The 12706-nt window shown below is 61.7% G+C and carries 13 protein-coding genes; 2 read left to right on the top strand and 11 right to left on the bottom strand.

From position 1 onward, the window contains the following. Positions 1-110: 110 nt before the first annotated feature. Together clpP and H7B90_RS33110 are read left to right on the top strand one after the other, a co-directional pair. Positions 111-692 carry an ATP-dependent Clp endopeptidase proteolytic subunit ClpP gene (gene clpP, locus H7B90_RS22665; protein ID WP_185138177.1) on the top strand — a complete coding sequence of 194 codons (582 nt, stop codon included), beginning with the start codon at positions 111-113 and terminating at the stop codon, positions 690-692. 242 nt (positions 693-934) lie between these two features. Then, positions 935-1204: a sporulation histidine kinase inhibitor Sda gene (locus H7B90_RS33110; protein ID WP_246578756.1), complete on the top strand. Its 270-nt coding sequence runs from the start codon at positions 935-937 to the stop codon at positions 1202-1204. Between the two features lie 154 nt (positions 1205-1358). Here H7B90_RS33110 and H7B90_RS22655 read toward each other — a convergent pair whose 3' ends face one another. The 11 genes from H7B90_RS22655 to hisF form a co-directional block, all read right to left on the bottom strand. After that, positions 1359-2117 (bottom strand): SIMPL domain-containing protein, encoded by a 759-nt coding sequence (locus H7B90_RS22655; protein WP_185138176.1) that lies wholly within the window; start codon positions 2115-2117, stop codon positions 1359-1361. Between the two features lie 168 nt (positions 2118-2285). Next, positions 2286-2555: an HPr family phosphocarrier protein gene (locus H7B90_RS22650; RefSeq protein WP_027092613.1), complete on the bottom strand. Its 270-nt coding sequence runs from the start codon at positions 2553-2555 to the stop codon at positions 2286-2288. Between the two features lie 104 nt (positions 2556-2659). Beyond that, positions 2660-3595, bottom strand: a complete 936-nt coding sequence (gene whiA, locus H7B90_RS22645; protein ID WP_185138175.1) for a DNA-binding protein WhiA — start codon at positions 3593-3595, stop codon at positions 2660-2662. Positions 3596-3601: 6 nt separating this feature from the next. Then, a complete protein-coding gene (mgfK, locus tag H7B90_RS22640) occupies positions 3602-4594 on the bottom strand; it encodes a gluconeogenesis morphogenetic factor MgfK (protein ID WP_185138174.1) in 993 nt (330 codons plus the stop codon). Between the two features lie 9 nt (positions 4595-4603). Continuing rightward, positions 4604-5500 (bottom strand): RNase adapter RapZ, encoded by an 897-nt coding sequence (gene rapZ, locus H7B90_RS22635; protein ID WP_185138173.1) that lies wholly within the window; start codon positions 5498-5500, stop codon positions 4604-4606. A 478-nt stretch (positions 5501-5978) separates the two neighbouring features. Continuing rightward, positions 5979-6929, bottom strand: coding sequence for an ROK family glucokinase (locus tag H7B90_RS22630; RefSeq protein ID WP_185138172.1), 951 nt, complete (start codon positions 6927-6929; stop codon positions 5979-5981). Positions 6930-7084: 155 nt separating this feature from the next. Beyond that, positions 7085-8035 (bottom strand): thioredoxin-disulfide reductase, encoded by a 951-nt coding sequence (trxB, locus tag H7B90_RS22625; protein ID WP_185138171.1) that lies wholly within the window; start codon positions 8033-8035, stop codon positions 7085-7087. A 151-nt stretch (positions 8036-8186) separates the two neighbouring features. Beyond that, complete coding sequence (locus tag H7B90_RS22620) at positions 8187-9938, bottom strand: tetratricopeptide repeat protein (RefSeq protein ID WP_185138170.1); 1752 nt, start codon at positions 9936-9938, stop codon at positions 8187-8189. A gap of 184 nt (positions 9939-10122) precedes the next feature. Beyond that, entirely contained in the window at positions 10123-11076 is a 954-nt protein-coding gene (locus H7B90_RS22615) for a ribose-phosphate diphosphokinase (protein WP_185138169.1), read from the bottom strand. Positions 11077-11286: 210 nt separating this feature from the next. Continuing rightward, a complete protein-coding gene (gene hisIE / locus H7B90_RS22610) occupies positions 11287-11949 on the bottom strand; it encodes a bifunctional phosphoribosyl-AMP cyclohydrolase/phosphoribosyl-ATP diphosphatase HisIE (protein ID WP_185138168.1) in 663 nt (220 codons plus the stop codon). Next, on the bottom strand, positions 11946-12704 hold the full coding sequence (hisF, locus tag H7B90_RS22605; RefSeq protein ID WP_185138167.1) for an imidazole glycerol phosphate synthase subunit HisF: 759 nt from the start codon (positions 12702-12704) through the stop codon (positions 11946-11948). Before hisF ends, hisIE begins: the two co-directional genes overlap by 4 nt. Positions 12705-12706: the final 2 nt, after the last annotated feature.

Below are 12706 nucleotides of genomic sequence, written 5' to 3'. Positions count from 1 at the left end.
GTCGCATACGGTCGCATTTTTGTTTGGTCAAACTCGTTTGACTTTCTTTGACTTTTGTTCGCCGATCCATTAGAATGAAGGAACCAACCATCCAAAGGAGGGGTCGACCCATGAGTTTCGTCCCTATGGTCATTGAACAGAGCAGAGGCGGAGAGCGCGCTTACGATATTTACTCCCGTCTTCTGAAGGATCGCATCATCTTCCTCGGCACCGGAGTGAACGACGTCGTCGCCAATTCCATCATCGCCCAGATGCTGTTTCTGGCTGCCGACGACCCGGAGAAGGACATCAGTCTCTACATCAACTCCCCCGGCGGATCGATTACGGCCGGCATGGCCATCTTCGACACGATGCAATTCATCAAGCCCGACGTCTCCACGATCTGCGTCGGCATGGCCGCTTCCATGGGAGCGTTCCTGCTCGCCGCGGGAGCCAAGGGCAAGCGCTACGCCCTGCCGAACAGCGAAGTGATGATCCACCAGCCGCTCGGCGGCGCGGAAGGGCAGGCGAGCGACATCGAGATTCGCGCCCGCCGCATCCTGAAGCTGCGCGACAAGCTCAACGGCATTCTGTCCGAGAGAACCGGCCAGCCGCTCGAGAAGATCGAGAAGGATACCGACCGCGACAACTTCATGGACGCCGAAGAAGCGAAGGCGTACGGCCTCGTGGACAAGGTCATCGAGAAGCTCTGAGCCGCCCGCATCGGCCGGCCGGCGGATGCGCCCCCTCCGTTGGGGGGCGCATTCTTTTTTACCCCTTTTTATGAAAAGACACCCTTATTACCACATCTCGATCATGCTGTCAATAGAAATTCAAAAGTATGAATCCCCCCTCTGCGAATCGGCTCTTCCGTGATATGCTACTTTAAAGAAACATTCCATAAACAACCATATCTAGCTATGCACTAGAAATACCGCGAAGGGGGGATCCCCACATGAGTCGCCCATCCCAATCGCTTCGGCTCGTCCCGCGCGCGAATTCCGCCGCATACGACGCAGTCGGCAGCCGTCACGAGTCGGACTTCCCGAATATGATCGCCGCGCGCCAGCTCAGCGACAAGGCGTCGCTGCTTCGCCCGCTGAAGGACGAGCATCTGTTGGAAGTGTACCGTGAAGCGAAGAAGATGAACCTGTCCTCCGAGTTTATCGAGCTTCTGGAGGATGCGATCGAGCTCCGTCAATTGGAGCACCGGCTAGAAGCCTAAACCAAGTCGACTTGAGCGCCTTCCCTCGGGAGGCGCTTTTTGTCATCCGGACTGCCGACAGCGTCCAGCACCCGAAGGCGCAAAGGCATAAAGGCGCAAAGCACAAAGGCCGTCCCCCGACGGGAACGGCCTGTGGTCATCGATTCGGCTTCGCTTACTTCATCCGATATTGCACCGTCACGCTGACGTTGATCTCGATCTGCCCCGCCTGCACCGAGGTGGACGCGGCCGAATCGCTCATGGCCTTCGCCATCTCGGGCATGCGCTGCACGACCGGGATCGGAGCGGCGCTGCCCTGCACGATGTTGATCACTTCCCCAAGCTGGCGCTTGGCGGATGTCGCGAGCACGCCCGCCTTGGCATCCGCGTTCGCCATCGCGTTCTTGAGCGCCTCCAGCTCGTATTGGTCCCGCTTCTCCGTCGAGAAGCCGACGCCGTTCATCTGGTTGGCTCCCGCAGCCGACAGCGCGTCCAGCAGCTTGCCGATCTCGTCCAGCTTGCGGTACGTCACCCGCACCTCGTGGTCGGCGACGTAGCCCTTCAGCACTTGTCCGTCCTTCTCCGTGTAATTGTACTCCGGCTGCACGTTGAAGCCCGTCGTCTGCACGTCCTTCTTGTCGATGCCGAACGTCTCGTACAGCGTCTTCTCCACCGCCGCGAACCGGGTCGCGTTCGCCTGCTGCGCCTCTTGCGCGGTCTTGCCGCGAGTCACCACGCCGAAGTTGAGGTAAGCGACGTCCGGCTCCACCTTGATGGATCCCTCCGCGCCGACCGTAATCGTGTTCTGCACCGTCTCCGCCGTCTCGGCCGCCACCGTCCCGATCTCCTCCTTGCCCCCGAAGCCGAACCATCCGATCAGCGTCGCCGCCAGGACGACGGCCGCGATCGGCAGCCCCTTGTTCTTGATCCCCATGCTCGCTCATGCCCCTTTCCACGGTTTGTCTTCTGGACGCCTTTACCAGTCTAAAGGTTGCGCTTTCGAAGTCGGCGTCGCAAAAAATTTCCTATTCCCATTCTCCGCCGTCGCAGGCTCTTTATAAACGCAAAAAGCCCCCTCCTGGGAGCTTTGAGCTACGGGTGCTTATTGGTTCTCGAGTTCTTCCTTGCTGACCAATTGGACTAAAGCGGTTACAGCTTGCTCTGCGTCGGAACCTTCCGCACTAATGGATACTTCCGTGCCCGAGCTGATCGCGAGGCTCATGATGCCCATGATGCTCTTCGCGTTTACCTTCTTGTCGTCCTTCTCCACGAAGACGTCGGAGGAGAATTTATTGGCTTCTTGAACGAATAAAGCCGCCGGTCTGGCGTGAAGCCCCGTTTTAAGCCGAACAACCACCGGCTGTTTCGTCATGGAACGGATACCCCCTATCTTTGTTCATCGTCCCGGTAGCCGGGACCCGCCGTGCATGGTCTGTCACCTATTATAGCATTGTTGGGAACATTTACGCCATACGCTTATGCTCCGCCGTTCCGGATTTTTTCGGCCCACTCGTCGATCTTGCGCAGCCGATGGTTCACCCCGGACTTGCTCACTTGCCCCTTCAGCATATCGCCGACTTCCTTCAGATTCAAGTCGGGATGCTTGAGCCGAACCTCCGCCACTTCGCGCAGCTTGTCCGGCAAGTTCTCCAGGCCGACTTCCTTCTCCAGCAGCTTGATGTTGTCGATCTGCCGGACCGCGGCGCCGATCGTCTTGTTCAGGTTCGCCGTCTCGCAATTGACGATCCGGTTGACGGAATTGCGCATGTCGCGCATGATCCGCACGTCCTCGAACTTGAACAACGCCTGATGGGCGCCGATGATGCTGAGGAACTCGATGATTTTCTCGCCTTCCTTGATGTAGAGGATGAACCCCTTCTTCCGCTCGATGAACCGGGCGTTCAGATGGAACTTGTTCGCCAGCTCGACGAGCGCCTGGCAGTGCTCCTCGTACATCGAAGCGATCTCGAGGTGGTACGAGGAGCCTTCCGGGTTGTTGACCGAGCCTCCGGCCAGGAAGGCGCCTCGCAAGTACGCGCGCTTGCAGCAGGGCTTGCGGACGAGCTCCTTGTCGATCGACGGGTGGAACTGGAACCCCGAGCTCGCGATCGCCAAGTCGTTCAGCAGCTGCTCGACGCCGGCCGGGACGCGCACGATATAGACGTTATTCTTCTTCAGGCGCATCTTCTTGCGGACGAGCAGCTCGGTCGGCACGTCGAAATGCCGCTTCAGAAGCGTGTACATCCGCCGGGCGATCGCGGCGTTCTCCGTCGAGATATCGAGAACGATCCGCTTGTTGGTCAGCTGCACCGCCCCGTTCATGCGAATGAGCGCGGACAGCTCCGCCCGCTCGCAGCACGGCTCCGCCTCGACCAGCGTAAGCTCTTTCTTGGTTTGCGCCGCGAAAGACACGGCCGCTCACCCCTTTCTCTGCATCCAATCGACGACCAGCTGGTAAATGTGCTGACTAAGCTTAGAAGCGTCATGACGAAGATAAGTCCGGAACAGCACCAGCGTGTCGGCGATGACCTTGTAGCCGCGGCGGGTGACTTCCTCCATGTCCACGTGCACGGCCTTGGAGCCTTGCTCGGCGTACATATCGTGAACCTGCGGAGGAATCTCCCCGTCGTTGACGATGACGTAATCGAATAATTGATGCCCGATATGGGCCTGGATCGCGTCCAGATGATTGCTGACGGTATAATTGTCGGTCTCTCCGGGCTGGGTCATCACGTTGCATACGAAAATCTTGACGGCGCGGCTCTTCACGATCGCCTCCGCGAGCTTGGGCACGAGCAGGTTCGGAATGATGCTCGTGTACAGGCTGCCGGGCCCCATCAGAATCGCGTCCGCGTGCTCGATGGCTTCCACCGCCTCCGGCAGCGGCTCGACTTCCGGCGGTTCGATGAACACCCGCTTGATGGAGCCTTTGGCCTTCGGGATGGACGATTCGCCCACGACGATGCTGCCGTCGGCCATCTCGGCCTTCAGCACGATCGCCTGGTTGGCGGCGGGCAGCACCCTTCCCCGGACGGCCAGTACCCGGCTCAGCTCCCGGATCCCGGTCACGAAGTCCCCGGAGATGTCCGTCATGGCCGCTAGAATCAGGTTGCCCAAACTATGGCCGGCCAGTCCTTTGCCATTGTTGAACCGGTATGACAGCATGTCGGCGAGCAGCGGCTCGGCGTCCGCCAGAGCGGCCAAAACGCTGCGGATATCCCCGGGCGGCGGCATCTGCATCTCTTCCCGCAGAATGCCGGAGCTCCCCCCGTCGTCCGCGACCGTCACGATGGCGGTAATGTCGAGCGGCTTCTGCTTGAGGCCGCGCAGCATGACGGACAGGCCGGTGCCGCCGCCGATCACGACGATGCGGGGCAGCCTTCCCGAAGGGACGGGCGACGTCGGATTCATCTCTTCACCTCACCCATGGCGGTCACGTTCGGCGTCGCGGTGGTTCACCTTGACCACTTCCGTCTCGCTCGTTCCGAGCATGCGCCCCAGATATTCGGCCAGAGCGACCGAGCGGTGCTTCCCTCCCGTGCAGCCGATGCCGATGATGACTTGGCTCTTGCCTTCCTTGTGGTAGAGAGGGATCAAGTATTGCAGCATGTCGAGAAGCTTGCCGAGGAACGTCTGCGTCTCCTGCCACTTCATGACGTAGTCGTACACTTCCTGGTCCTGCCCCGTCTTCGGCCGCAGATTCTCCACGTAGTGCGGATTCGGAAGGAAGCGGACGTCGAAGATGAGGTCGGCGTCGATCGGAACCCCGTACTTGAAGCCGAAGGACGTGACGTTGATCGAGATCGTGCTGCGGTCCAGATTGGAGAAGCGGGACACGATCCGCTCCTTAAGCTGGGCGGGCTTCAGGCTGCTCGTGTCGATGACCTGCGTCGCCCAGCCCTTCAGATCCTCCAGCAGCTTGCGCTCCGACTGAATCCCCTCCAGGAGATTGCCCTCGGGCGCGAGCGGGTGGCGGCGCCGGCTCTCCTTGTATCGCTGCACCAGCACGCTGTCCGTCGCGTCCAGGAACAGAATCTCGTTATGAATGGTATAGTGCTCCCGGATATAGGCGAGCGATTCGGACAGCGCGGTGAAGAACTCCCGTCCGCGAAGGTCGATGACGAGCGCGACCTTGCCGATCCGTCCTTGCGACTGGTCGATCAGCTCCGCGAACTTCGGAATGAGCACCGGCGGCAGATTGTCGACGCAGAAGTAGCCCAAGTCCTCCATGCTCTGGACGGCGATCGTCTTGCCCGCACCCGACATCCCCGTGATGATGACCAGAGTCGGTTTGGCCGTCGTTGTCGTCGTCTCCATGCCATTCCCTCCTCTCAGGCTCGGTCCATGTAACCAAATCGATAATATCCCGCGCCGTATCGCCGCAGGTTCCCGTACCCAGCCAAACTTGGCGCCTTGGCGGCGCGGGGCAACGAGGTCTCTCTAGCGTCGGACAAGACCGCTAACGGAACGGGAGGACGTGATTCGGCCTCGGAAGCTTCTCTGGAAAAACAAACGGAACGAAGAGCCCGTATTCGGAGCTCATCTAGCGAAAACGGACATTCGACACGAAATAACGTCTCTCCGTTCCGTCAGCATTCAAATTCCGCCTCTTCGACAAAATCGCGTCCTCAGCTTCCGTTAGCGTCCTGGATTGCCCGGCAACCGGTCCTGCAAATCCACGCAGGCCTCCGGTACCGCCGCCGACAGCGCGGCGCCGGAGATCGGCCGGTTCCGCCCCTCTAGACAGGCGCAAGCGCCTGACCGCCGGTGGTCCGGCGGAGCAGGCGCCCGTGCGCTACGCTCGAAGGAACAGTCCCGCCGCGCCGACGACTCCCGCGTTGTTGCCGAGCTGGGCCGCGACGATGTCGACGCCGGCATGCGCCCGCTCGGGAGTCAGCTTGACGAACACCTCGCGGATCTGCTCGAACAGGAACTCCCCGGCCTTGCTCACGCCGCCCCCGATGATGAAGCGGCGCGGGTTGACGATGACCGCCACCGCCGCCATCGACTTGCCGAGGTAGAACGCGGCGCGGCTGACGATGCGGGAAGCGACTTCGTCGCCGGCCTTCGCCGCGTCGAACACTTCCTTGGCCATGATGTTCTCGACAAGCGACAGGGATGTCCGATCCCCGCGCTCGACCGCGTCCTTCGCCATCCGGATAATCCCGGTAGCCGAGGATACCGTCTCCAGGCAGCCCATCTGGCCGCAACCGCACTGGATCGCCTCCAGGTCCGGAACGACCGACATATGGCCGAGCTCGCCGGCCATGCCGCTGAACCCTTCGATCAAGCGATCGTTCACGATAATGCCGCCGCCGACCCCGGTGCCGAGCGTGTAGCAGACGCAATCCGCCACGCCCTTGCCGGCGCCGCCCCAAGCTTCGCCGAGAGCGGCCACATTGGCGTCGTTGTTGATCTTGATCGGCTTGCCGAGCTTCTCCTCCATGAGCTGCTTCACCGGGACGTTCCGGAAGGGGAGATTCGCGCTGAACTCGATAATGCCGTTCGGAATGTCCAGGAAGCCGGCGATTCCGATTCCGACTCCTTGGACTCGATCCCATTCCGGCGTTCCGGGAGGAACGAGCTCCTTCACGTAGGCCGCGATGTTGTTCAGAATCGCTTCGGTTCCCAGTTCCGTCTGGGTCGGCCCTTCGTGGATGCGGATCAACTCGCCGTCGGCACTGCACAAGCCGGTCTTGATGGCGGTACCGCCCAGATCGACGCCAATGTATAAAGCTTGAGACATAATGATGGACACCTCGAAATGTAGATTAGTACCGATTGAATCATGCCGATCGGCTCCTCCGTCCGCAAGGACGCGAGGGGCCGATCCGGGCCTCCGCGCCCGATGCGGCTCCCAAGCCGATGCGCTATAAAGTCCGCCCTGCCGACGTTATCTTATTAGCCCAGGGAGACACTCCAGTCCTGCGTGATCGCGCCTTCCAGGAACTTCTCGCAATCGAGCGCCGCCATGCAGCCGCTGCCCGCCGCCGTAATCGCCTGGCGGTACTTCGTATCCTGCACGTCGCCGCAGGCGAACACGCCCGGCACGTTCGTCTCGGTCGATCCCGGCTTCGTGATGATGTAGCCGTGCTCGTCCGTCTCGACTTGGCCGCCGAGGAACTTCGTGTTCGGCGTATGGCCGATCGCGACGAACACCCCGTTCGTCTCGAGGATCTCCTCTTCTCCGGTCTCGTTGTTCCGGACCTTCAGCCCCGTGACGCCGTTCTCGTTGGCCAGCACTTCAAGCGGAGTGCGGTTGAGGCCCCAGCTGATCTTCGGGTTCTCCTTCGCGCGGTCCTGCATGATCTTCGAAGCCCGAAGCTCCTCGCGGCGATGGACGAGCGTCAGCTCGGACGCGAAGCGCGTCAGGAAGTTCGCTTCCTCCATCGCGGAGTCCCCGCCGCCGACGACGATGATCTTCTTCCCGCGGAAGAAGAAGCCGTCGCAGGTCGCGCAGGTGCTGACGCCGCGGCCGACGTTGTCCTTCTCGCCGGGAATGCCCAGATACTTGGCGGAAGCGCCCGTCGAGATGATCAACGTCTCGGATTCCAGCGTCTCGCCGCCTTCAAGGGACAAGGTGAACGGACGCTTGGACAGGTCGACGGAGTTGATCCAGCCGGTGCGGAATTGCGCGCCGAAGCGCTCCGCCTGCTTGCGCATATTGGTCATGAGCTCCGGTCCCATGATGCCTTCCGGGAAGCCCGGGAAGTTCTCCACTTCGGTCGTGGTCGTCAATTGGCCGCCCGGCTCCGGCCCTTCGATCACGAGCGGGCTCAGGTTGGCCCGCGCCAGGTAGATGGCCGCCGTCAATCCGGCAGGCCCCGTTCCGATTACGATGCTCTTGTACATCTGTCTCTCTCCTCCTTAGCGTATGCTTACGTAAATGGGATGGCGGCTAACCTAACTGTAATTAAAATTGTAACAGTCGGCCGCGCGATCCGCAAGGAGTCCGTCCGGGCGCCGCGCGCGACAAGCCGGGCGAACGATGGACAAGCTACGCTTATCTATTCTCCTTGAACGCGGATAACGTCATCGACAGCTTCAGCTTCTCCCGGATCCCGCACGCTTCGTCGATCCGGTTGGCATAGCGGCTGATGCTGGCCTGCGAAGCCTGGTAGCGATCCACCAGCTCGGCGTAAGTAACGGACTGCCGGTGCATCTTGGCCGTCCAATATTCGAGCGCCGCCGCCCAAGCGGCGGAATTGTGCAGCTTCGGCACCTGCGGGTAGACGCGGGACAAGTAGTCGACCCACAGCGTCATCATGTCGTGCTGCTGCACGACGTCGTAGCGTCCCGACATCTGCTCCATCGCCTGCTCGAGCACCGTCTGCCAGGCGCTGTCCCAGACCGGAAGCCTGGCCGACTTCCGGCGGGGCTCCAAGGTCAGCGTCTTCCCGCCGAACATGACGCTCAGCGAATCTTGGACGCCGATCGAACGCAGCACCAGCACGGCGACCCGCTTCAGTTCGTCTTCCTCCTCCGGGTCGACGAGGAACGCCTTGAGCGCGTCGATGACCTCCTCGTCGGCGACGAGGCCGAGCGCCTGGATGACCTGCACCTTCGTGCGGCGGTCGCCGTGCCTGAGCGCCCAGAAGAAGGAGGAGCGGACGAGCGGGTCCTGCTTGAGGGCGCCAGGCACCAGCTCCGGCGCCTGCTCCCACTTGCGGAACTGCTCGTCGAAGGGAAGATGGTAATGATAATGCGTCGGAGGCGCCGCCTCCCCGCTCTTCATTCTCTCCAGCTTCTTCAGATAGAACGGCGGAACCTCGGATTGGGGATCCAGCCTCTCCGCCTGCTGCCAATATCTCTCGGCGTCGTCGAAGCGCCCGATGTTGGCGGCCGCGACGGCGGCGAAGTGGTGCAGGCTCGGCTCGCCGGCCAGCTCTCCCGAGCGCAGCAGCCGGCGGAAGTGGCGGTACGCCTCCTGATGCTCGCCGACGATGCCGAGCGTCGTCGCCAGCTTGAACACGTGCTCCGGATGGAAGGGAATCGTCTTGCGAAGCAGCGCCAGCAGCTCCGCCAGCTCCTTGGCCTGGTTGGAGTGCTGATAGAAGATCGCCAGATTGCACAGCGCGTGCAGGTTCCCGGGCTCCGCTTCGAGCACCTCCGATATGGTCTGGATCGACTTGTCGAACAGCCCCATATAGTAGTATGCCAATCCCAGGTTGTTGCGCGCGGCCAGGAAATCCGGCTGCCTGCCGATAATTTCTTCCAGAATGCGGACCGCCTCCGCGAACCGGCCGGCCTCGAGCAGCTCTCGGGCCTTGTCGTGCGCGTACACGTTCTCCTTCGACTTGATCGTCGACAGCTTCGTCGGCCGGTTCAGCTCGTAATGGAGCAGGTCCAGCAGCTCGTCGGCCTCGTCGAGGAACTGCCCTTCCGCGTCCGTCTCCAGGTAGCGGACGAGGGCGTCCTCCGCGTCCTCGTACTTCTCCATGTTGGCGTAGTTGTTCGCCAGATAGTAGTAGCATTCCGTCATCGCCGGATCGATCTTATCCAGCACGGAACGAAGAATGTCGTTCGACTCCTCGTAACGTCCCATCTCCGACAGGATGCCGGCCATGTTGCAATGGTTGACCGGATTGTCCGGCTCGTACTCGACCGCCCGGCGGAAATACTTCAGTGCCTTGTCGTAGTGGAATCGGTCCAGCGACTGTACGGCCCTCTCGAAGAAGAAGGTGGCGTCGAGCGAGAACGGGATGATCTTCGGGCGGCGATCGTTCACCGCCTGCTTGCGCTTACGCTGATTCATAGGCAAGGCACCTCCCCGGTTGTGTCTTCTTCCTGTTCCGATCCTGCCCATCCGGCCCCGCCGGATACGTCAACCCGATTATAACACAGCGCGCGCCATCCTTAAAATAAAAACGCCGCTTCCCGGCGGAAGCGGCGAATAGGCGCGAATAAGGCAATTCCGGGCGTTCCGGACTGTTGACGGTTCAGACTCCCGCGTTCTTGAACAGCGTGCTGATCGAGCCGCCTTCCATGATGATGCGGATCGCCTCCGCGAGCATCGGGGCGACCGACAGCGCCTTGAATCGGGGCGAACGCTCCGTCGGCAGCAGGATCGAATCGGTGACGACGACCTCCCGGATGTTCGGATGATCCAGCTTCTTCAGGGCGTCTCCGGAGAACAGCGGATGCGTCGCGCAGACGAACACGTCCTCGGCTCCCCGCTCCTTCAAGCCTTCGACGACGTTCACGATCGTCGTGCCCGTGTCGATCAAGTCCTCGATAATGATCGGAGTCTGGCCTTGAACGTCCCCGATGACGTGGGTGATGACCGACTCGTTGTGCGCCGGGCGCTTCTTGATCATGATCGCGAACGGGGAATCGAGCTGGTTCGCCAGCTTCTCCGCGGTCGAGGCGCGGCCGGCGTCCGGCGAGACGACGACGGGATTGGGAATGTTCTTCGCCTTGAGATAATCGCTGAGGAGGTCGAGCGCGGTCAGGTGGTCCACCGGGATGTTGAAGAATCCCTGGATGGCCGCCGCGTGCAGATCGATCGTGACGATCCGGTTCGCTCCGACCGTCGTCAGGACGTCGGCGACCATCTTCGCCGAGATCGGCTCGCGCGGCGCCGCCTTGCGCTCTTGGCGCGCATAGCCGTAGTACGGCAGCACGACGTTGATCGTACGCGCGGACGCTCTCTTCGCCGCGTCGATCATGACCAGCAATTCGACGAAAAATTCGTTGATCGGATGAGACAAGGATTGGACGAGGAACACGTCGCAGTTGCGGATCGTCTCCTCATAGTGAACGTACACTTCTCCGCTCTTGAAGCGGGAAAGTTTGATCTTCCCAAGAGGCAACCCGAGCTGATCGGCGATGTTCTCGGCCAATAGCGGGTTGGACGACCCCGAGAAAATGCGAAGCTTGCTGCTGCTGTACATGCGCCCCTCCAAAAAAGTCAATCGAGTCACGAACCGCAATTCGACTTTATTATACATGAGTCGGGGCGTTTTTCAAAAGCTCGTTTTCCCCCGGCTTGACCCACTCACGGCCTGGAATCGGAGGATTTTCTCCCCTTTTCGATATCCCTGTCCCTCTTCCCCCGCCGCTAAAACGCGACAAAGCCCAAGCGTCGGCTTGGGCGATGCGGACTAGTTCTTCTTGACCGGCTTGCGGTGGCGGAATTCCAGCTCCTCGAGCACGTCGTCGAGCGGGATTTCCTGCTGCCGGAGCAGCACCATCAGGTGGAAAATCAGGTCGGCCGCCTCGCTGCGGATCTCCTGCTTGTCCCCGTTTTTCCCGCCGATGATGACCTCCGCCGACTCCTCCCCGATCTTCTTCAGGATCTTGTCGAGTCCCTTGTCGAACAGGTACGTCGTGTACGAGCCTTCCGGACGCTCCGCCTCCCGCTGCGCGATCGTCGTCTCGAGGCCGCTCAGCGCGGCGAAGCGGTCGGGCTTCGGCCGGCTCTCCGCCGGCAGCTCTCCGTCCGCGTCGCGGTAGAAGCAGGTGTACGCGCCCGTGTGGCAGGCGGGGCCGCTTGGCCGCACCAGCACGAGCAGCGTGTCGGCGTCGCAGTCGTAGCGCAGCGATTCGATCGCCTGCGTATGGCCGCTCGTCGCGCCTTTGTGCCACAGCTCCCCGCGGGAGCGGCTCCAGAACCACGTCTCTCCGCTGTCGAGAGACTTCTGCAGCGATTCGCGGTTCATGTAGGCGAGCATGAGCACTTCCTTGCTGGCGGCGTCCTGCACGATGGCCGGCACGAGGCCGTCGCCGTTCCATTTGATTTGATCGATGAATGCCGATTGCGTCATCGCACGTTCACTCCTTCGGTCCGCAGAGCGTCCTTGACCTCCCGGATCGTCACTTCTTTGTAGTGGAAAATAGACGCGGCCAAAGCGGCGTCCGCCTGCCCTTCGGCGAAGGCGTCGGCGAAGTGCCGCGCGTTGCCCGCTCCGCCCGACGCGATGACGGGAATGCCGACGGCGGACGAGACCGCCTTCGTCAGCGGCAGGTCGAAGCCGTCCTTCGTGCCGTCGGCGTCCATGCTCGTGAGCAGCAGCTCGCCCGCGCCCCGGCGCTCCGCTTCCTTCGCCCATTCGAGCGCCTTGATGCCGGTCGGGTTGCGCCCGCCGTGCGTGTACACTTCCCATTCGCCCCACTCGGCGTTATATTTCGCGTCGATGGCGACGACGATGCACTGCGCGCCGAACATCCGCGACCCGTCCGCGATCAGATCGGGGTTGCGGATGGCCGCCGTGTTGATGCCGATCTTGTCGGCGCCCGCCCGCAGCAGGCGCTTCATGTCGTCGGTGGACGAGATGCCCCCGCCGACGGTGAACGGGATCGTGATCTCCCCGGCCGTGCGCCGCACGACCTCGATCATCGTCGCGCGGCCTTCGACGGACGCCGAGATGTCGAGGAACACGAGCTCGTCCGCGCCCTCGCGGTCGTAGATCGCCGCGAGCTCGACCGGATCGCCGGCGTCGCGCAGATTGACGAAGTTGACGCCCTTGACGACGCGGCCGTCCTTCACGTCGAGGCACGGTATGATTCTTTTGGCCAACATGG

This window comes from Cohnella xylanilytica, assembly GCF_014212175.1.
Lineage (GTDB): Bacteria > Bacillota > Bacilli > Paenibacillales > Paenibacillaceae > Cohnella > Cohnella xylanilytica.
This window is presented reverse-complemented; position numbering and strand designations above follow the sequence as displayed.

Bases quoted from the DNA above. Each gene is read 5' to 3' on its own strand.
- clpP (WP_185138177.1), top strand. From the start codon at position 111: ATGAGTTTCGTCCCTATGGTCATTGAACAGAGCAGAGGCGGAGAGCGC.
- H7B90_RS33110 (WP_246578756.1), top strand. From the start codon at position 935: ATGAGTCGCCCATCCCAATCGCTTCGGCTCGTCCCGCGCGCGAATTCC.
- H7B90_RS22655 (WP_185138176.1), bottom strand. From the start codon at position 2,117: ATGGGGATCAAGAACAAGGGGCTGCCGATCGCGGCCGTCGTCCTGGCG.
- H7B90_RS22650 (WP_027092613.1), bottom strand. From the start codon at position 2,555: ATGACGAAACAGCCGGTGGTTGTTCGGCTTAAAACGGGGCTTCACGCC.
- mgfK (WP_185138174.1), bottom strand. From the start codon at position 4,594: ATGAATCCGACGTCGCCCGTCCCTTCGGGAAGGCTGCCCCGCATCGTC.
- rapZ (WP_185138173.1), bottom strand. From the start codon at position 5,500: ATGGAGACGACGACAACGACGGCCAAACCGACTCTGGTCATCATCACG.
- H7B90_RS22630 (WP_185138172.1), bottom strand. From the start codon at position 6,929: ATGTCTCAAGCTTTATACATTGGCGTCGATCTGGGCGGTACCGCCATC.
- trxB (WP_185138171.1), bottom strand. From the start codon at position 8,035: ATGTACAAGAGCATCGTAATCGGAACGGGGCCTGCCGGATTGACGGCG.
- H7B90_RS22620 (WP_185138170.1), bottom strand. From the start codon at position 9,938: ATGAATCAGCGTAAGCGCAAGCAGGCGGTGAACGATCGCCGCCCGAAG.
- H7B90_RS22615 (WP_185138169.1), bottom strand. From the start codon at position 11,076: ATGTACAGCAGCAGCAAGCTTCGCATTTTCTCGGGGTCGTCCAACCCG.
- hisIE (WP_185138168.1), bottom strand. From the start codon at position 11,949: ATGACGCAATCGGCATTCATCGATCAAATCAAATGGAACGGCGACGGC.
- hisF (WP_185138167.1), bottom strand. From the start codon at position 12,704: ATGTTGGCCAAAAGAATCATACCGTGCCTCGACGTGAAGGACGGCCGC.